18 protein-coding genes and 1 pseudogene are annotated in these 19,903 nt (G+C 57.5%); 12 read left to right on the top strand and 7 right to left on the bottom strand.

Annotated features, from left to right (window positions below):
• Positions 1-148, bottom strand: a 148-nt coding sequence (locus ACXJ5O_RS04450; protein WP_457298856.1) for an ATP-binding cassette domain-containing protein, incomplete at its 3' end; no start/stop codon positions are given.
• Positions 149-365: 217 nt separating this feature from the next.
• On the opposite strand from ACXJ5O_RS04450, the gene ACXJ5O_RS04455 reads away from it, so the two are divergent.
• From ACXJ5O_RS04455 to ACXJ5O_RS04490, 8 genes are all read left to right on the top strand, one after another.
• On the top strand, positions 366-1,097 hold the full coding sequence (locus ACXJ5O_RS04455; protein ID WP_457298840.1) for a FadR/GntR family transcriptional regulator: 732 nt from the start codon (positions 366-368) through the stop codon (positions 1,095-1,097).
• On the top strand, positions 1,094-2,674 hold the full coding sequence (locus tag ACXJ5O_RS04460; RefSeq protein WP_457298841.1) for an ABC transporter substrate-binding protein: 1,581 nt from the start codon (positions 1,094-1,096) through the stop codon (positions 2,672-2,674). Before ACXJ5O_RS04455 ends, ACXJ5O_RS04460 begins: the two co-directional genes overlap by 4 nt.
• Positions 2,675-2,736: 62 nt before the next feature.
• Positions 2,737-3,696: an ABC transporter permease gene (locus ACXJ5O_RS04465; RefSeq protein WP_457298842.1), complete on the top strand. Its 960-nt coding sequence runs from the start codon at positions 2,737-2,739 to the stop codon at positions 3,694-3,696.
• Position 3,697: 1 nt separating this feature from the next.
• Positions 3,698-4,573 (top strand): ABC transporter permease, encoded by an 876-nt coding sequence (locus tag ACXJ5O_RS04470; protein WP_457298843.1) that lies wholly within the window; start codon positions 3,698-3,700, stop codon positions 4,571-4,573.
• Between the two features lie 18 nt (positions 4,574-4,591).
• Complete coding sequence (locus tag ACXJ5O_RS04475; RefSeq protein ID WP_457298844.1) at positions 4,592-5,509, top strand: dihydrodipicolinate synthase family protein; 918 nt, start codon at positions 4,592-4,594, stop codon at positions 5,507-5,509.
• 8 nt (positions 5,510-5,517) lie between these two features.
• Positions 5,518-6,540, top strand: coding sequence for an ABC transporter ATP-binding protein (locus ACXJ5O_RS04480; RefSeq protein ID WP_457298845.1), 1,023 nt, complete (start codon positions 5,518-5,520; stop codon positions 6,538-6,540).
• A complete protein-coding gene (locus ACXJ5O_RS04485; RefSeq protein WP_457298846.1) occupies positions 6,537-7,493 on the top strand; it encodes an ABC transporter ATP-binding protein in 957 nt (318 codons plus the stop codon). The genes ACXJ5O_RS04480 and ACXJ5O_RS04485 overlap by 4 nt, the downstream gene beginning before the upstream one ends.
• 9 nt (positions 7,494-7,502) lie before the next feature.
• Entirely contained in the window at positions 7,503-8,432 is a 930-nt protein-coding gene (locus ACXJ5O_RS04490) for a dihydrodipicolinate synthase family protein (RefSeq protein ID WP_457298847.1), read from the top strand.
• A 16-nt stretch (positions 8,433-8,448) separates the two neighbouring features.
• Here ACXJ5O_RS04490 and ACXJ5O_RS04495 read toward each other — a convergent pair whose 3' ends face one another.
• Positions 8,449-8,664: a cysteine rich repeat-containing protein gene (locus tag ACXJ5O_RS04495; RefSeq protein ID WP_370637066.1), complete on the bottom strand. Its 216-nt coding sequence runs from the start codon at positions 8,662-8,664 to the stop codon at positions 8,449-8,451.
• A gap of 98 nt (positions 8,665-8,762) precedes the next feature.
• Between ACXJ5O_RS04495 and ACXJ5O_RS04500 the strand changes: the two genes are divergently transcribed.
• From ACXJ5O_RS04500 to ACXJ5O_RS04515, 4 genes are all read left to right on the top strand, one after another.
• A complete protein-coding gene (locus tag ACXJ5O_RS04500; protein WP_457298848.1) occupies positions 8,763-9,965 on the top strand; it encodes an efflux RND transporter periplasmic adaptor subunit in 1,203 nt (400 codons plus the stop codon).
• A complete protein-coding gene (locus ACXJ5O_RS04505; protein ID WP_457298849.1) occupies positions 9,962-13,108 on the top strand; it encodes an efflux RND transporter permease subunit in 3,147 nt (1,048 codons plus the stop codon). The genes ACXJ5O_RS04500 and ACXJ5O_RS04505 overlap by 4 nt, the downstream gene beginning before the upstream one ends.
• A 40-nt stretch (positions 13,109-13,148) precedes the next feature.
• Positions 13,149-13,913: a bestrophin-like domain gene (locus ACXJ5O_RS04510; protein WP_457298850.1), complete on the top strand. Its 765-nt coding sequence runs from the start codon at positions 13,149-13,151 to the stop codon at positions 13,911-13,913.
• Between the two features lie 198 nt (positions 13,914-14,111).
• Positions 14,112-15,824 (top strand): cache domain-containing sensor histidine kinase, encoded by a 1,713-nt coding sequence (locus ACXJ5O_RS04515; RefSeq protein ID WP_457298851.1) that lies wholly within the window; start codon positions 14,112-14,114, stop codon positions 15,822-15,824.
• On the opposite strand, the gene ACXJ5O_RS04520 is transcribed toward ACXJ5O_RS04515, so the two are convergent.
• The 5 genes and pseudogenes from ACXJ5O_RS04520 to ACXJ5O_RS04540 form a co-directional block, all read right to left on the bottom strand.
• The gene (locus tag ACXJ5O_RS04520) at positions 15,821-16,174 is read right to left on the bottom strand and encodes a DUF1622 domain-containing protein (protein WP_457298852.1); all 354 of its coding nucleotides are present in this window, start codon (positions 16,172-16,174) and stop codon (positions 15,821-15,823) included. The two genes, ACXJ5O_RS04515 and ACXJ5O_RS04520, sit on opposite strands and share 4 nt — an antisense overlap.
• Before the next feature lie 8 nt (positions 16,175-16,182).
• Positions 16,183-17,148 carry a formylglycine-generating enzyme family protein gene (locus tag ACXJ5O_RS04525; protein ID WP_457298853.1) on the bottom strand — a complete coding sequence of 322 codons (966 nt, stop codon included), beginning with the start codon at positions 17,146-17,148 and terminating at the stop codon, positions 16,183-16,185.
• Positions 17,145-18,011: a bile acid:sodium symporter family protein gene (locus tag ACXJ5O_RS04530; RefSeq protein ID WP_457298854.1), complete on the bottom strand. Its 867-nt coding sequence runs from the start codon at positions 18,009-18,011 to the stop codon at positions 17,145-17,147. The genes ACXJ5O_RS04525 and ACXJ5O_RS04530 overlap by 4 nt, the downstream gene beginning before the upstream one ends.
• A gap of 64 nt (positions 18,012-18,075) precedes the next feature.
• Positions 18,076-19,653: an arylsulfatase gene (locus ACXJ5O_RS04535; protein ID WP_457298855.1), complete on the bottom strand. Its 1,578-nt coding sequence runs from the start codon at positions 19,651-19,653 to the stop codon at positions 18,076-18,078.
• Between the two features lie 35 nt (positions 19,654-19,688).
• Positions 19,689-19,903, bottom strand: a pseudogene (locus tag ACXJ5O_RS04540) (hypothetical protein); the annotation flags it as partial.

Here is a 19,903-nt window from a genome sequence, read left to right on the forward strand (position 1 = left end):
CGATAAGCCTTAGCGTTGTTGTCTTGCCGCAGCCAGAAGGCCCAAGAAGGCAAACGAGTTTGCCTTTGTCGACGGCCAGATTGACGCCTTTGACAACCGTAAGCGAACCATAGCTCTTGGTCAGGCCGTCTAATTCCAGGAATGCCATTCCACCTCCCGAGTGTTCACGGAGCCGACAAGTCGGTTTTCCACTGATATTGGCTTCATCGAAACGTACGGAGCAAATTGAAGACTGTCAACAGATTACTATTTTCAACTTTTTCAAATTGAGTTGTGAAGATTCTGAAAAGTTGTCCTGTTGACAGATATCCTACAACTGGCTATCTAGTCCAAACTGCACCATCACCGAGATTGGAATCCGCATAATGGCATTCAAATCCCTCAAGCCTCTGCACCGCGCGCCTTTGCTGCATGTGTCCGTGCAAGAAAGCTTGCGGGCTTACATCAACGAAAATGGCCTGGAAGCAGGGGCGCCGATGCCGCCCGAAGGCGAACTGGCCAGCCAGCTTGGCGTCAGCCGGAACTCGCTGCGCGAAGGCATAAAGGCATTGGAGTCGGTTGGTGTTCTGGAGTCGCGGCGTGGTGTTGGCGTCTTCGTCAAGGCATTCTCCTTCGAGCCGCTGCTTGATAATCTTGCCTATGGCTTGGGCGGGGCGCTGCGCCAGATCGAGGAAGTGCTGGAGATTCGCAGGACGCTCGAAGTCGGCCTGATAGGCAAGACCCTGCAGAGGATTAGCGACGAAGATATCCAGGAGCTACGGCAGGTCGTCGCTCGCATGCGCGTTCATGCTGAGCGCAATGAAGCATTTGTCGACGAAGACAGGCTTTTTCACCGGCTGCTTTTCCGTTGTCAGGAAAATGAGACGCTGGTGCGGCTCATCGGGGTGTTCTGGCTCGCGTTCTACAAGGCGTCCGATTTCGTCAATCTGGAAAATACAGATCCGATGGCGACATGGCGTGATCATGAGGCGATCGTCGACGCAGTCGAGGCGAGAAATCTCGAAGACGCGCGCAACCGCCTCGACAGTCACTACGAGGGGCTCGCTCGGGTGATTGAACACAACAAGACCAATACGACAAATGGGAGGATACCATGAAACTACGAATGATGGCTTCAGCGCTGGCACTGTCTGCCGCGCTGATCGGAGGCGTAACGTTGGCGCCGGTTGCAGCGCAGTCCGCAACCTTGTCTGGCGGATTCGATGTTGGACCGGGAGGTTTTCAGGGAAACTTCAATCCGCTGGCGGCCACAGCCGGATTTACTTGGCTCAGCGTCTATTTCGAACCGCTCGTGACCTATGACGACAAACTGCAGAAGGTGGTCGGCGTGCTGGCGGACAGCTACGAAGTCAGCGCAGACCAACTGACATATACGTTCAAGCTTGCGGACGCCAAATGGCATGACGGCAAGCCTTTCACCTCCAAAGACGCGAAATTTACCATGGGTTTGGCCATGGATGCGAAGTCGGGATCGGTACTTGCTGCCAGATTGAAAGCAGTCTCGTCCGTCGAAGCTCCGGATGACCGCACCCTGATCGTCAAGCTGAGCGCCCCAAGCGCGAGTACTCTCGACACAATGTCCAAGGTGATGATGCTGCCGGAACATGCATTGTCATCGATACCGGTCGATCAGCTTGCCAAGAATGCCTGGTGGTCTACTTCGCCAATCGGGACCGGACCTTTCAAGTTCACCAAATACGTCACCGATCAATATGTGGAACTTGCCGCCAACACCGATTATCGCGGCGGAAAACCCGCACTTGAGCGAGTGATCAACCGATACTTCGCCAATCCGGCAGCCGCGATCGCTGCCCTTCGTGCCGGAGAGATCCAGTTTACCTATGTCGACTCCAATGATGTGTCGACATTCAAGGGCGATGAAGCTTTCAAGGTCATCGAAGGTGACAGCTTCGTCGTCAACTATCTTGGTTTCAATCATGAGTCGCCGATCTGGAAAGATCCGCGCGTCCGCAAGGCGGTGATGTATGCGATCAATCGCGATGCCATCATCAAGAGCCTCTATGCGGGTGCTGCCAAGCCGGCAAATTGCGCCTATGTCGCGGACCAGCTGATCCCGCAGGGTGTTGACCCTTATGCCTATGATCCGGAAAAGGCGAAGCAACTTCTGGATGAAGCCGGGTGGTCGCAAATCAATGGCGACAAGCCGATTACCCTTCTGACCTACTACACGACACCTCTCGCGACCAACGTGCTCGCAGCCGTGCAAGCCATGCTTTCGCAGGTGGGCATTAATGTCGTGCCGCGCGCCGTCGATACGCCGACTTACAACAGCATCGTCCTGAACCCGAAGCCGGATGTCGCGCAGTTCCAGCTGGTCTATGCCGGTCTTCAGAACGGACCTGACGCGGGCAGCATCAATGTCGGTCTTAATGAAAAGCAGATCCCGCCAGCGGGCCCCAACGTGGTGCGCGCGCGCATGCCGGAACTCAACAAGGCGCTGGACACCGCTCTTGCAGAGACCGACGTGTCCAAGCGTGACAGCCGCTACCAGGATGTCTGCAAGGTCATGAATACCGACTTGCCCTGGGCAACCCTGTGGGTGGCGAACCGCTATGGCGTTGTGTCGTCAAAGGTCAAGGATTTCATCTGGACGCCGGCACCGGGTGGCGGCCCCTATCAGGCTCATCCGGAAAAATGGTCACTCGGCGAATAATCGCCCGCGCCGGATCGTGGTTCGAGGGGTGGCGCTAGCCACCCCGGCAAAACGGAACGAAAATGCTTCAATACAGCCTTCGACGTCTGCTGATAGGAGTAGGCATGCTCCTTGCCTTGAGCGTGCTTATTTTCTTGCTGTTGCGTCTCACCCCCGGTGATCCGATCGACGCCTATATCGATCCGAACATCCCGATGTCGCCAGAGCAGCTTGCCGAACTGCGCAGCCAGCTTGGGCTCGACAGACCCTTGCCGGTTCAATATCTGGCGTGGCTGCAACAGGCCGTCTCGGGGAATCTCGGCTTCTCGATCAAGCGTCAGGATCAGCCGGTGCTGGATCTGGTGCTGTCGCGCATCGGTCCCACCGTGCTGTTGATGGGATCGGCATTGGTTATCGCGATTATCGCGGGGATCGTCACTGGTGTTATCAGCGCGGTGCGGCGGAACTCGCCGGTGGACCTCTCATGCTCGGTCTTTGCACTTGTCGGTATTTCGAGCCCGGCATTTCTGAGCGCTCTGATCGGCCTCTATATATTCGCCGTTCGTCTGGGATGGGCTCCATCAGGCGGTATGCTGACACCCGGTGTGGAATTCTCCATCGGAGATCTGCTCCATCATCTGATCTTGCCCGCGGCGCTTCTTTCAATCGCCCAAGCCGCGTTGATCATGCGCTACATGCGGTCGTCACTGCTTGAAGTTCTCAATCAGGATTACGTGCGTACGGCGCGGGCGAAGGGCGTCAAGGAATTCTGGGTCATCGCCAAGCACGCGCTGCGCAACGCCTTGCTGCCCGTGGTGACGGTCATCGGCTCGACCATCGGCCTGGCAATTGGCGGCGCGATTTTCATCGAGAGTGTGTTCAATTGGCCGGGCATGGGGCTGTTGCTGGTGAATGCCGTCGAGACGCGCGACTACCCGGTCATCATGGGCGCGACGCTGATCATTGGGGCCTGTGTGATCGTCGTCAACCTTCTGACCGATATCACCTATGCGGTCATCGATCCGCGCATCAAGGTCGGTTGAGATGCTTGCACGCACCCCTTCCCACAGTCCCGGTCCGATGGCGCGCGCATTACACCGCTTCGGCCATAACAAGGCGGCGCTGTTCGGCGTTTGCATCATTGTGCCGATGCTCGCGATGATCCTGTCCTATCCTTTGTGGTGGACATTCAAGCCGAATGACATCGATCTGCTCGCCATGAACAGCGGACCGACGGCTACCCATTGGTTCGGAACCGATGGTGTTGGCCGTGACGTTTTTGTACGTGTTCTGGAGGGTGGCCGGATTTCCCTGCTCGTAGCTGTAGCCTCGACAATCATCTCGGCGATCATCGGGTTTCTGGTAGGTGCGATATCGGCGCTTGCCGGTCGCTGGGCCGATGCTGTCACCATGCGTTTCGTCGATCTGGTCATGACCCTCCCGCCGGTCATCTTCCTGCTGGTGCTGGCGTCGATTGCCGGTACGGGCATCTGGCCGACGGTACTTGTCATCTCGCTGCTGTCATGGCCACTCCTGTCCCGCATGATCCGCTCGAGGCTGCTTGAACTCCGGGAACGGGATTTCGTTTTGGCTTCGCGCGGCATGGGAGCAGGGCTCGGGCATCTGCTGTTCCGGCATGGCCTGCCGAACTCCATCGATATCCTCGTCGTCTATGCGACGCTGCAGATCGCCAATGCGATCCTTCTCGAGGCCGGACTGTCATTCCTCGGTCTCGGTATTGCACCACCGGCCGCCAGCTGGGGCAACATGCTTAACGCAGCGCGCTCGACGGCCGTTCTCGAACAATTTCCCTGGCAATGGCTGTTCCCGGGTGGGGCGCTGGTCCTTGCCGTCCTTGCAATCAACTTCATTGGCGATGGTCTAAGGGATGCCTTCGATCCTCGCGCCGAACTGAACTGACAAAGAAAGAAAGCGAAAATGACCAAATTTCATGGGGTTGTTCCTCCCGTCGTAACACCTCTCAATCCGGATTTCACGGTAGACTATCCGTCCTACACGCGCGTGCTCGAACATCTGCTCGGCGCGGGCTGCCACGGCGTATTCGTGCTCGGGTCTACCAGCGAAGTGGTGTTCCACAACGAAAAGACCAGGCAGGAAATTCTCGAGCACTCGGTCAAGATCGTCAATGGCCGCGTGCCGGTCATTGCAGGCGTTCTCGATGCAACGACCGACAATGTCATTGGCCATGCGAAGGTTGCCAAGGCGGCAGGTGCAGCCGCCGTCGTCGTGACGGCACCGTATTATACTGTCACCAGCCAGCCCGAGATCATCGACCATTTCCGCTATATCAAGGATGCCGTCGACATTCCGCTTGTCGCTTATGATATCCCTGTCTGCGTCCATGCCAAACTGGCTCGGTCGACAGTGACGACGCTGGCCAAGGAAGGCACCATTATCGGCCTCAAGGATTCAAGCGGCGATGATGGCAATTTCCGTTACGCCTTGCTGGATCTCGCCGAGCACAAGGACATCTTCCTGATGACCGGTTCCGAGATCGTCGTCGACAATGCGCTGTCGATGGGTGCGCATGGTGTTGTCCCGGGTCTCGCCAATGTGGATCCGCACGGCTACGTCCGTCTGTGGGATGCTGCGCAACGCGGCGATTGGGAAACGGCGCGCAAGGAGCAGGAACGGCTCTGCCGCCTGTTCGAGATCGTCTGGGTGGCACAAAGCCGCGTCAGCGGTGGCGCGTCGGGCGTGGGCGGTTTCAAGACCGCCATGCGCCGCCTTGGCATCATTGACACGAACATCATGCCGAGACCCAGACAGGCGCTCGATGCTGCAGAATCCGCCAGGATTGACGCGATCCTGCGCTCTGCCGGGCTGCTCGGCTGAGAGCGGATATGGACGAGCGCATCGATCCCATTCTCGACATTCGCGGGCTGCGGACAATCTTCCGCACCCGCGGCGGCGCGATTACCGCAGTCGATGGTATCGACCTTTCGGTCGCTGCCGGCGAAACCGTTGCGCTTGTCGGCGAATCCGGTTCCGGCAAATCCGTGACCAGCTTGTCTGTCATGGGCCTGTTGACCCGCAATGTCGGCGCGATTGCTGCCGGGAGTATCCACCTCAAAAGCAAGGATGGCGCCGTTCGTGACCTCGTCACGCTGGATGACGAACAGATGCGGAGAATTCGCGGCGACGACATCGGCATGGTGTTCCAGGAGCCGATGTCCAGTCTCAATCCAGTGTTCACGGTGGGTGACCAGATCGCTGAACCGCTTCGCATCCATCGCAATGCCGACCGGAAATCGGCGATGAATTCGGCAGTCGGACTTCTCGATCAGGTAGGCATCCCCGATGCGAGACGCCGGGCAGGACAGTATCCGCACGAGCTTTCGGGCGGCATGCGGCAGCGCGCGACGATCGCCATGGCGCTTGCCTGCGATCCCACATTGTTGATTGCCGACGAACCGACGACGGCGCTTGACGTGACCATCCAGGCGCAGATCCTCGATCTTCTGATCAAGCTGCAACGTGAACGCGGTATGGGCATGCTTTTCGTCACGCACAACCTTGGCGTGGTGGCCGAGATCGCCCATCGCGTCGCGGTCATGTATGCCGGGCGCATCGTGGAGGAGGGGCCTGTCGGTGAGGTTTTCCGCAATCCGCGCCATCCCTATACACTCGGACTTCTGGCGTCGATGCCTCGGCTTGGTGAGGCAACACGCATGAAGCAGACCGGCCAGAAATTGGCGGCTATTCCGGGTGTTGTCCCCAGTCTTGCTGACATGCCGGATGGATGCGCATTTTCGCCGCGCTGCCGCTATGCAATCGATGCCTGCCGGGCAGCGGTGCCAGCACTCGCCGAGGTCAATGCGATGCATCGGAGCCGCTGCATACGATGGCAGGAGGTGGGCCGATGAGCGCTGCGCCATTCCTCACCGTCCGCGATCTGGCCAAACACTACGTTTCCCGCGGCACAAAACTCAATATCCTCGAAGGCATCTCCTTCGATATCGCCAAGGGGGAGGTGGTTGGACTGGTCGGTGAATCCGGCAGCGGCAAGACAACGATCGGCCGTTCGGTCCTGCGTCTGGTCGAGCCTTCTTCGGGTAGTGTAAAATTCGATGGTACAGAACTGACAACACTTTCGGCCGCGCAGATGCGGCGGACGCGGCCCCGTATGCAGTATATATTCCAGGATCCATTTGCCAGCCTGTCGCCGCGCATGACCATTGGCGAGATTTTGACCGAAGGCCTGAAGATCCAGGGCATCGGTACCCGCAAGGAACGCATGGACCGGGCACGAAACGCTCTCGTGCAGGTCGATCTTCCCGCCGAAGCGGTCAACCGCTATGCGCATGAGTTTTCCGGCGGGCAGCGCCAGCGCATCGGTATCGCTCGCGCACTGACGGTTGCACCGGAATTCATTGTCGCGGACGAGCCTGTTTCAGCGCTGGATGTGTCGATCCAGGCGCAGGTCATCAATCTCCTGCGCGATCTGCAGCAACGGCTCGGTTTGACCATGCTGTTCATCTCGCATGATCTCGCGGTTGTCGAATATATCTGTGACCGTGTGATTGTCCTCTATCTCGGCCGCATCATGGAGATCGCGTCAAGCGCTGATCTTTATGCGCGGCCGCAACACCCCTATACGCGTGCTTTGCTTTCCGCGATTCCGTCGCCGGATCCGGATGCGCCCCGCAACCGGCAAATCCTGAAGGGTGATATTCCAAGCCCGGCCAATCCGCCGAGCGGCTGTGTATTCCGGACACGCTGCCCAGTGGCGCTGGAGGCCTGCGCCCATACGATACCGGAATTGCGCGAAGTTTCGCCTGGTCAATTCAAGGCCTGTATCCGCGATGATTTGAACTAGGAGCTCAGTGTGAAATCAGCGGAACATGCGATCAAGGGGAATTGGGCCAGTCTACTCCTACCCATCGAGGCGGACGACAGCATCGAATTCAGCAAGCTTGGCGCTGAAATCGACATCCTGATCGATGCGAAGGTCGATGGTATCTACTCCAACGGAACCGCAGGCGAATTCCACAACCAGACTGAGGAAGAGTTCGATCGCATTCAGCTGATGCTGGCCGAGCGCTGCCGAAAAACGGGCATGCCCTTCGTCATCGGTGCCTGCCAGCCTGACCCAATGATCATGCTGAATCGTGTGCGGCGCGCAGCTTCACTCACTCCCGCTGCCATTCAGGTCATCTTGCCGGATTGGTGGCCGCTGACGGACGAAGAGGCAATCGACTACCTCAACAGGGCGTCTGGGATTGCTAACGGCATTCCACTTATCCTCTACAACCCACCGCATGCAAAACGCGTCCTTTCGCCGAGGGAACTTGGTGCGGTATTGGCCGAAACGCCGGGTGTGATCGGCGTGAAGCTGGCAGACGGTGACTCAACTTGGTACGCCGAGTCGCGCGAGCATCTGCCTGGCGTCGCGCTTTTCGTACCGGGGCATCACCTCGCGACGGGCATCAGGGAAGGGGTCGCTGCAGGTGCGTTTTCCAACGTCGCCTGTCTTAGTCCACGCGGCGCGCAGCGCTGGACCGACCTTATGCAAATCGATATGGACGCTGCCATCGAAACCGAACAGCGGATCTGCAGATTCATGGATCAGCACATCGTGCCATTCCGGCAGAAGTCCGGCTATTCAAATGCTGCGCTGGATAAATTGCTGTGCGCGATCGGCAATTGGGGACCTGTGGGTACGCGCTTACGCTTTCCGTATCGCTGGATCGGCGAAGACGAAGCCCAACGCCTGCGCGCTGTCGCGAAACAGGACCTGGCCGACATCATGATTTGATGAGCAGCTGACCCGTCTATTTCGGAGCGTGCGACTGCACCACTTTCTTGCATTCGGGTGTGAGCTTGTCCAACTGCTTGGCTAGACATTCGATAACCCGCCCGCCACCAGGCATGACGCCGGGACAGTATTTTTGAAAGTCCGCCATGCATGCCGCACGTTCTGCGGCAGTCTGCGCCATGGCCGAGCTGCAAAACATCCCAATTCCAATGACAGTCAAAATCATCCGCATCACAACCCCCTACAATTTTTTATGGAGAGCTATCTCTCAGATACGGAATAACGTAGCATCGATCATGCGTTTTCTGCAAAGGCCAATTGGGGGACATAATGGCCGGAATAAGTGGATTGCACACACGGCAAATTGAACGCTCTTTGGGCGCTCGCCGGAGGGTAGGCTTTGCCTGCATCACACTATTTGGGCTGGCATTGGCTGGCTGTAATCAAGAGAACACTTACGTTCCACCACCGCCGCCTAAGGTCGTTGTGGCGCTTCCGGTAAAACAGAACGTCACGCCCTATCTTGAGGTGACTGGTACTACCGCAGCAGTTAACCAGACTGCGCTGGTTGCACGGGTACAAGGCTTCATCGAGGAAATCGAGTACAATGACGGGGATGCGGTAAAAGCCGGTACCACACTCTTCGTCATCGAGCCCGAATCCTACCAGCTAGCATTAAACCAGGCGAATGCCGCAAAGGCATCGGCCGACGCGTCTGTAAAGTTATCGCAGGCGGAATATGAACGGCAGGCAGCGCTTGTGGCCAAAACCTTCGCTACACAGCAGGATCTGCAGAAGGCGGAGGCGCAACGTGAAGCCGACCTGGCCATTCAGCAACAGGCGGCATCCAATGTCCAGCAGGCCCAGCTCAATTTGAGCTACACGCAGGTGAAAGCGCCGTTCGACGGTGTCGCTACTGCGCGGCTGGTGTCGATAGGTGAACTCGTCATCGCGTCCACCACGGCGCTCGCGACGATTGTCCAGCTCAATCCCATCTACGTCAATTTCAACGTCAGTGAGAAGGACGTGCTGCGCATCCGTGCTGATATGGTGAAACGCGGGATGACCGCGCAGGATTTGAAAAAAGTGCGCGCCGAAGTCGGTACGCAAAACGAAACCGGTTTCCCCCATGTGGGGACGCTCGACTATGTGGCGCCCACCATCACGGCGTCGACCGGCATGCTTGCCGTCCGTGCCGTCCTACCCAATGCCGATCGGCAATTGCTGCCCGGCTATTTCGTCCGGGTCCGGGTCCCCTTGTTCGAAGAGCCAGGGATGCAGCTGGTGCCGGATCGCGCCATTGGCAGTGATCAGAGCGGGCGCTATGTCCTCGTTGCCGGCAAGGATGATGTTGTTGAACAGCGCAAGGTCGAGATCGGCCAATTGGTTGGTGAATTGCGTGTCGTTACAACCGGGATCAAACCGGAAGATCGGATTGTCGTCACTGGCCTGCTGTCAGCCATACCCGGCCAGAAGATTGAGCCGCAGTTGAAGGATCTTAGCGCCGTTGCGGCGAATGGCGCAGCGCAATGATCTCGAAGTTCTTCATAGAACGGCCCGTACTGGCCAATGTGATCGCCATCCTCATGGTCGTCATCGGCTTTGTCTCCCTGTATTCGCTGCCGGTCGCGCAATATCCGAATGTCGTGCCGCCAACCGTACAAATCACGACCCGCTATCCCGGAGCCAGCGCACGCACGCTGATCGATACGGTCGCGTTGCCGATCGAGCAGCAGGTCAACGGCGTTGAGGACATGCTCTACATGCAGTCTTACGCGGCCTCTGACGGCAGCTACGCGCTCACGGTCACATTCGCCATCGGCACTGATCTCGACGCGGCACAGGTCCTTGTACAGAACCGCGTTTCAGCTGCGCTGGCCTCGCTGCCGCAATCGGTGCAGGTGCAGGGCGTCAACGTTCAGAAGAAGTCGACGTCGATCCTCGAAATCGTCACGCTGACCTCGCCGGACAGCAGCCATGACAGCCTTTATCTCAGCAATTACGCCACCATAGCGCTCAAGGATGAAATCGCCCGAATTCCCGGCGTTGGCAATGTTACGGTATTTGGCGCGGGCCAATATTCGATGCGTATTTGGCTCGATCCCGACAAGATGCAGGCACGCGGCCTGACGGCGCAGGACGTCATCCAGTCGCTGCAGCAGCAGAGCGAGCAGGTGACCGCCGGTCAGGTGGGCATGCCGCCTGCGCCGGAAAACCAATCCTTCCAGTATACGATCAATGTCGAGAGCCGCCTTAATGATCCCGACGCGTTTGGTGCGGTCATAGTCAAGACCGACGCCAATGGCGGCATGACGCGCGTGCGGGATATCGGCCGCGTTGAGCTCGGTGCGCAGACCTATAGTCAGGTGTTCCGGCTCGATGGGGCGGATTCCGCGGGCCTCGCGATTTTTCTGTCTCCTGGTGCCAATGCGCTTGACGTGGCCAAAAGCGTAAGCGCCAAAATGAAGACGCTTGCTGCCGGATTTCCGCAGGGCGTTGCATATTCCATTCCATTCGACACGACGACCTTCGTCAGTCAGGCAATCGGCGAGGTCTACAAGACCTTGTTCGAAGCGGCGCTTCTGGTGCTGATTGTCATTCTCGTTTTCCTGCAGGACTGGCGCGCCATGCTGGTGCCCGCGACGACTGTTCCGGTGACCATTATCGGTGCTTTCGCAGCGATGGCTGCCATGGGATTTTCCGTCAACCTCTCGACCCTGTTCGCCATCGTGCTGGCGATTGGCATTGTCGTCGATGACGCTATTGTCGTGGTCGAGAGCGCCTCGCACAATATGGAGCGCGGCATGTCCGGCCATGACGCGGCCATTAGCGCGATGGATATGCTATTCGGGCCGATCGTCGGCATCACGCTCGTTCTCATGGCTGTGTTTCTGCCCGCTGCATTTCTGCCAGGCATCACCGGCCAGATATTTTCGCAGTTTGCTCTCGTGATTGCAGCCACTGCGTTCATAAGCGCCATCAACGCCGCAACGTTGAAGCCGACCCAGTGCGCCATGTGGTTGCGGCCCCCGGTTCCGCCGGAACAACGCAACTTCTTTTTTCGCGGGTTCAATGCAGTCTACCAGCGCTTGGAAAACGGCTATGTTCGTGTGATCGGTTCGATGGTGGCGCGCAGTGGCCTCATGGCGGTCATCGCTCTCGCCATCATCGCCGCCGCTGGTTACGGCATGTCGCGTGCGCCAACTGGCTTCCTGCCCATCGAAGATCAGGGTTATCTTCTGGCGGCGGTGCAACTCCCGGATGGCGCTGCCCTTGGCCGAACGGAAAAGTCACTGGAGGAACTGGGGAAGGTTGCGAAGGAAACGCCGGGCGTCTCCCAGGTCATTACGATTGCCGGCATCTCTGCCCTCGACAATAATTCCGCACTCGCGAATGCGGGCCTTGCCTACATCATGCTCGATGACTGGAGCAAGCGCGGCCCTGGCGAGGACCTGGCTTCCCTCTACAAAACGCTCAACGCGAAACTCAAAGGCGTGGGTGAGGGCAGGGTACTCGTTCTTCCGCCACCGCCCATCCAGGGTATCGGCAATGCCGGCGGATTCACCATGCAGACTGAACTGCGCGACGGCAGTTTTGATCTCGCCAAACTGCAGAGCCTGACCAATGCCATAGTGAAAGCGGCTGAATCCCAGTCGGGTATTCAAAGCATCAATGCACCTTTTCAGGCCAATGCGCCGCAATACACCGTGGAAATCGATCGCGAGAAGATCGAGTCTCTCCAGCTGACGACCGATCTGGTTTTCGATACCCTCGCAAGCTATCTCGGCTCTAGCTATGTCGCTCAATTCAACAAGTTCGGCCGGGTGTTCCAGATTTATGTCCAGGGGGATGCACAATTCCGCCTGACGCCGGACAGCATCAACAACCTGACTGTGCGCAACAATAATGGCGACATGATCTCGCTCGGAACGGTGTTGACCATCATACCGAGCGTCGGCCCCTCTTTGATCAGCCTCTATAATCTCTATCCTTCGGCCTCGATCGTCGGCGTACCAGCGGCGACATTTTCGTCGGGCGAGGCGATGAACCTTATGGAAGAGATCGCGACCGCCACTCTGCCGAATGGCACGAGCTACGAATGGACGGCGCTGTCATATCAGGAGAAGCTGGTCGGCAACCAGATGATCCTGGTCTTTGCCCTTGCGCTGTTGCTGGTCTATCTGGTGCTCGCCGGGCAATATGAAAGCTGGGTTGCCCCGGTATCGGTGCTGCTTGCTGCGCCGTTGTCATTAATCGGTCCTGTTTCCATTTTCCTCGGGCTGCATGTCGCGATCAATCTCTACGTGCAGATCGGCCTTATCCTGCTCCTCGCGCTTTCAGCCAAGAATGCCATTCTCATCGTTGAGATGGCGCGTGAATTGCGTGCTTCCGGGCAATCGATCATCGATTCCGCGACAGGGGCGGCACGGGCTCGCTTCCGGCCGATCCTGATGACGTCATTTGCCTTTATCCTCGGCGTGGCACCGCTGGTATTTGCGACTGGAGCCGGCGCAAGTGCCCGCAAGTCTATCGGCATCACGGTCTTCAGTGGCATGATCGCCTCGACCTGCCTTGCTGTTCTCTTCGTTCCTTCTTTCTTTGTCGTCATGCAGCGCTTTGAAGAGTGGCGTGCTACGCGCAAGCGGCCAGTCGAAGTAAAGGTGTTGGACACTTGAGTTTACGACCTGTGATCAACGTAGCAGCGAAATTCCAACCATGAGTGCTCTTGCAATCGGCGGCGTTACATTCATATGCCTGTCGTTTGCTGTAGTGGCCGGAATATTTCTTCGTGACCACCTGCCAGAACATCACCTGAGTACGGATTCAAAGGAGGCAATCAAGCTGGCTACGGCTGTGGTTGGAACATTGTCAGCACTCGCGGTCGGGTTTTTGATCGCATCGGCAAAGACGGCATTCGATGACGCCGAGGCGGAGCTGAGAACATCGGTGGCGCGCGTCGTCCTGCTTGACCGGGTCATGGCGCATTACGGCCCCGAAACCAAGGAGGCGCGGCGTCTGCTTGCGGAGCTGGTCAGTCTGCGGCTGCAGGATGCCTGGGTCGACCAGGACCATGATGATACAACGCCGGACGCGCGCAAAAGCGACCTCGGGATTGAGCCTATTCAAGATGAATTGCGAGCCCTTTCTCCCGAAACCGACGCCAAGCGCCAGCTCCAGTCGCGCGCCATTGCGATAAGCGGGGAAATTGCGGAGGCGCATTGGTTACTTCTCGAGAAAGGAGGCGAAGGTTTGCCCCAGGCTTTCCTTGTAATCCTTGTCTTCTGGCTTGCGTTGCTCTTTTTCACGTTCGGGCTTTTGGCACCGGCCAACGCCACGGTCATTGGCATGTTGTTCGTGTGCGCTCTCTCGGTCGGAGGAGCAATATTTCTGATTATCGACATGGCTCACCCATACCTCGGCATTATTCAGGTGTCCGATGCTCCGCTGCGGACCGCGCTTGCGCATCTAGGGAGAAATTGAAACCTCTCCCTGCAAGCAATGCCACCATGGCGGATCAAATTTTCCCTGCAGCCGCGAGCTAAGACCTGTTTTGTGATAGGATGTTTGAAAACAACAGCGTAGCATGTGAGGGAAAAGCCACTCTCACTCGGGGACGATGATCGGGCAGGGAATCAAAACCATACCGGGCATATTGAAGCGCCGCATCGGGAGCAGGCGGTGAAAATCCTGCGTCGATCCGCGGATCGCTGGGGCATCGCTGCCATCCCGGCATTTTTGCGGCGTCTTGGCCTTATGCTTCCGGACGGAAAAGCGTTGTCGCCTGACGTGCCGATGAACGCCCCTGCACTCCCGCTTTTGCCTTATGGCCTCTTGTTGCTCATGAGTGTTGGCGTCATCATAACGGTGTTCGTCGTCGGCGTTGTCGAGAGCCGGGACCGGATGGTCTCGCAATCGAAAATCCAGTTGCGCCAGAAGACCGCACTGCTCGAAGCCTATGTCAGCAAGATACTCGAGGCGAACGACATGGTGCTTCAGGGTATTTCGTCCGAGGTTGAACCGATGTCATGGCCGGAAATTGCGTCCTCGGAGCGTTTGGTCAGATTTCTGGCTACCCAGAAGCAATTTCTGAAGCACTCGGGCGTTATTGCCCTTGTAGACCGCGACGGCAAACTCGTTTCTACCAGCGAAGGCTATCGCAGTAGTTCTCTTGATGTGAACGACCGGGATTATTTCCGCTATCATCGGGATCATCCATCGGATGTCACATTTATAGGCGACCCGTTGATTGGCCGCGTGTACGGGCAACCTTCCTTGACTATGAGCAAGGCTCTACGCCAGCCAGACGGGAAGTTCGACGGCTTGATACTGATCACGATGCCGATCGAATATTTCACCAGACTGTTCGATGGAGCGGCTTCTCCCTCGGACGCTGCGCAATTCCTGCGCGGGAACGGGGAAGTCGTGGTGAACGTCCCGTTCTGGGAAGGCGGCGCAATCATACCTGATTGGTTTCGGCAGGCGACAGCCGAGAATCCAGTGTCGGGTGAGATGCACCACGTTTCTTCCTCGGAGGGCATCGACCGGCTGGTGGCCTACAGGAAGGTCGAAGGTTTCCCATTCTACGTAACCTACGGTATTGACGAGAATGCGCTGCTTGCTGGCTGGCGGCAGTCGGTACGCGTCTATGGTACCGTTCTGGCCATTGCCCTTGCGGCGTTTCTCGTCACGGCCTGGCTGGCACGACGCCGTTCGATTGCATTGATGTATTCGAACGAGTCGTTGCGCGAAGTCAGCGAACGCCTACTGGTTTCACAGGATGAGGAGCGCCGTTCTATTGCCCGGGACCTTCACGATTCCACGGGTCAACACCTGATCGGCGCGGCGATGGAATTGGCGAACGTGAAATCCCTCCTGCCCGATAATGACGGCGAAATCTCGCGGGCGCTGGCGCGCACATCGAAACTCATTTCGCAAAGCAATGAGGAGCTTCGGACACTATCCTATCTGTTGCATCCTCCGATGCTTGACGAATCCGGCCTTCCGAATGCTCTTGAGCTACTCGTCGTGGGTTTTGAGGAGCGCAGCGGACTGGAAATCGAACTGAGGGTCGATCCCGTATTGGCGGCAAAACGACCCCCACCGGATGTTGAACTCACCATTTTCCGTATTGTCCAAGAAGCGTTGACCAATATTTATCGTCATTCCCACGCCGCCAAGGCAACGATCAGGCTGATCCGCCAGGGGAGCGAGCCCGATACGATCCTGTCGCTCACCGTCAAGGATGATGGTGTCGGTATCGAAAGGCGAAAGCGCAGGAATGTCGGCGTTGGTCTTTCCGGCATGGAGGCGCGGCTTCGCCCGCTCGATGGTACGATCGATATTTCGACTGGAAAAAAAGGCACCACGATTTCGGTGAAAGTGCGCGGCTAGTCGGGAGTACGCTGAAGTTCCCCGATGTCGCGTTGATCGCGCTCTAAAAAGAAGTTGAGGAAAGTACGGACCACTGCGATCGCCGCAATGCGGCCGATGTCGTCCCAGGCCGGAGTGACCGAGGTTTCGAGGATGTCGGCTGCAAGCTGGAACGTCAGTCCCGCCACCAGCCAGCGCGAATAGCGCATCCACACGTGCCGGACCGCATGATGCCCTTCCGGGTGCGAAAACATCACCCTGGTGCCGTTGATAAATGCATCCACCGTGCCGATCGCGATGATTATCAATGCGAAGATGTCGATGATCGAGACGATTGGTTCCGTAAGCTGGATCAACAGGTCCCTGAGCATCGCGCGTCTTATCCCTTGGGCCGGACGATACAGCGGAAGCCGAGATGCGAGATCGAGGTATCGACGGGCTGCGACATGCGCGCCGCCGGTCTGTAGCGCCGGCAGTAGTTCGGTGCGCAAAGATGCGAGCCGCCCTTGGTCACCCTTCGCGCGACCTTTATAGAGGGTTGACGCGGATCGAAGCTTTCCTCAAGCGTGCCGCCACGCGGATTGTCCGCTGTACAACAGGGGCTCGTTATCTTGCCGTGCTCACGGTACCAGTCAGTCGTCCATTCCCAGACATTGCCGGCCATATCGTAAAGACCATAGCCATTGGCCGGAAATGACCCCACCGGAGACGTATACTCGTATCCGTCGTCGAGCGTGTTCCGATAAGGAAAATTGCCCTGCCAGGTATTGGCCATGTGCTTTCCACCCGGCGTAAACTCATCACCCCAGACATATTCGGCCCCGTCCAGGCCACCGCAGGCGGCGAATTCCCATTCCGCTTCGGTGGGCAATTCCTTGCCGGCCCAGCGGCAATAGGCTTCGACATCCTCGTAGGCGACATGAACGACGGGATGATCGCCAAGCTTCTTGATTGTGCTGGCGGGACCCCGCGGGTTGCGCCAGTTGGCGCCCCGCACATACACCCACCAGTTGAAATGATTGCTCATGTCGACTGGAGACGAGGGTTTCTTGAACATCGTCGAGGACGGCGCCAACATTTCCGGCAAAGCGCCCGGATAGTCTTCTGGATTGGCCGGTCTTTCAGCGAGCGTCACATAACCGGTCGCCTCGACAAAATGGGCAAAGTCGCGGTTGGTCACCGTAAACTTGTCCATCCAGAAACCATTGACCCGGACCCTGTGCGCAGGGGCTTCCTCGGGGTAGTGGTTGTCCGAACCCATGCGAAATTCGCCGCCTGGAATCCACGCCATGTTGTCGAAGGGAGCGGTCTTGGTTTGCGAGCGTTCCGGTTGGTCGAGCATCATTTCATCTCCGGACGTAGCGCATGAATGCGTGTGCGCCATCTGACATAAGGTATCGAGACGATAGCACCGATGGCAAGATGGTAAAGCACGACCGCCATGACAGCCTTCTCATTGGGAAAGTTCAAGCTTGCTATGGCGATCGCAACACCAGGATGCCGTGTTCCTGTGGCGAGTGCGAGGACCGTGCGGTCATCCGGATCGGGACCACCGAGGAAGTGACCGAGGGCAACACCGATAAGCGTAAACAGCACGAGCATGATGACAATTCCGTTTCCGATCAACGCCCAGATGGCATGCCAGGCGATGAACAGGACCGGTACGACTGCGACGATCAAAAGCAGCGTTGCAAACCGGGAGATCAGGCGTTCGGTGCGGTTTGCAAGGTCAGGCGCAAAATGGCGGATGATGACGCCCGCTACCAGCGGAATGATTATGGAGATCAGCACGACGGAAGCGATAGCGCTTGCGGGTTCGCGCATATCGATGTTGAACGAACTCCCGAGGAGACTGATGGCGAGGGGAACGAGCACAATCGAAACCAGTGCCGTCGCTACCAGCAGGCCGATTGTATAGGAGGCCGAGCCACCGGCCTTTTCCTGCTTTCCCGGCAGCACCGGCGGGACCGGAGAAATGGCGAGCGTAACAAGCGCGATCTTGATGGCCGGGTGGAGATTGAACAGCAACGACAACAGCACCGCAATCGCGAGCATGAAAATATTCATGGAGAGAATTGAACGGACGAAAAGACTCGGTCTGCGGAACAGGTACGTCACGTCATCGAAGGTCGCACGCAATCCAAGTGCGAAGACAATGAGAAACATGCTCGCATTGATCGCGAAACCGATGATCTGCGCCAGCGTCATGTCTCTTACCCTCGCCGATTGACGGGTAACGGGCGGCTGTCTTGCGAAAGTCGCCCGTTATAATCTAATTGAACTTGCCGCTGGCGGCTTCGGACATTTTCGCAAGCGCATCGTCTATCGTGAAGCTCGCCGCCTTCTGACTGGGCGGAAAATCCTTGAACGTCGCTGCGAACCTGTCGGCAATCGTGTAGGCGCCGAACAGGATATAATCGTGGTGCAGGAACCAGTCATAATACGAGTTCGATGTAATGTCGGCACGCTCGTAGGGGTCGGTCCTGAGGTTGAACAGCTTCGGCAGCCGCAGCGGCGTAAATGGCTCCGCCCAAATCCGCATCGTACCCTGACAGCGCTGTTCCATGAACACGACTTTCCAATTGTCGTAGCGGATGCCGAGAACGTCGCCGTCGTCACTGAAATAGACGAAGAGCTTGCGCGGGCTGCTACTTTCTTCACCCGTTAGGTAGGGCAGCAGATTATACCCGTCGATATGGTTCTTGAATGGCTTGCCGTTGGCGGTATAGCCCTTTTTGAGCTTGTCCATCACGTCGGGATCGCCTGCCATGGCGAGGAAGGTCGGCAACCAATCATGGTGCTGGACGATTTCGTTCGATACCGAGCCCGCCTTGATCTTCCCTGGCCAACGCACAAGCATCGGAACACGGAAGGCACCTTCCCAATTGGAGTTCTTCTCGCTGCGAAATGGCGTCATGCCTCCATCCGGCCACGAGTTCATATGTGGTCCGTTGTCGGTCGAATACATGACGAACGTATCTTCGGCGATGCCAAGCTCGTCGAGATAGTCGAGCATGTCGCCGACATTCTTGTCATGATCGATCATCGTATCATGATAGGGAGACTGCCAGCGCCCGGCCTGCCCGAGGCTCGATTTCTTCGTATGTGTGAACAGATGCATGTGCGTGGTATTGAGCCAGACAAAGAAGGGCTTGCCGGCGCTGTTCTGGCGCTTGATGAAATCCTTGGCCGCATCGACGAAGTCTTCGTCGCAGGTTTCCATGCGCTTGGTGGTCAGTGGTCCGGTGTCCTTGATCTTCTGCTTGCCCACTCTGCCCCAGCGCTTTTCTTCCGTAGGATCGTCCTTGTCCTGCGCCCAGGAATGGAGCACGCCGCGCGGTCCAATGCTTGCACGCAGGCCTGGGAAGTCCTTCTCCGGGAAGTAGTCATACATCTCCGGTTCTTCCTCGGCATTGAGGTGATAAAGATTGCCGTAGAATTCATCGAAACCATGGACCGTCGGCAGGAACTTGTTGAGATCTCCCAGGTGGTTCTTGCCGAACTGTCCTGTCGCATAGCCCTGGTTCTTCAACAGGTCCGCGATTGTCACGATCTCGGGTTGTAGCCCGGCCGATGCGCCAGGAATGCCTACCTTGGACAGGCCGGTCCGGTAGGCGCTCTGGCCGGTAATGAAGGAGGATCTTCCGGCAGTACAGGATTGCTCACCATAGCTGTCGGTAAACATCATGCCTTCCTTGGCGAGGCGATCGATATTGGGCGTCTGATACCCCATCAAGCCGCGGCTGTAGCAGCTCAGGTTGGAGATACCGATATCGTCACCCCAAATAACGAGAATATTGGGTTGACCGCCGCGCTTCTTTGGTTTGCCGCTCTTTTTATCTTTAGCCAACTTCAGAACTCCTCTTTGAACGATTACTCTAGGAATCAGCTGCCCGTTCCGTCCTGAAACGGGCCGATATCAAAGACCATGCTTGCGACAGCGAAGAGACCGATAAGAAGCAGGATTGCTGCCGTCACAAGCGTGTACGAAACCGGATAGCGGCTCTCCCCGTGAACGATGCCATCCGCCACCATTTCCTCGCGGGTACGTCGAAGTTCGAGCATGAACTGCGCGTGATAGATGATGCCGATCACAAGCA

The sequence above is a fragment of the Phyllobacterium sp. P5_D12 genome, from assembly GCF_054049495.1.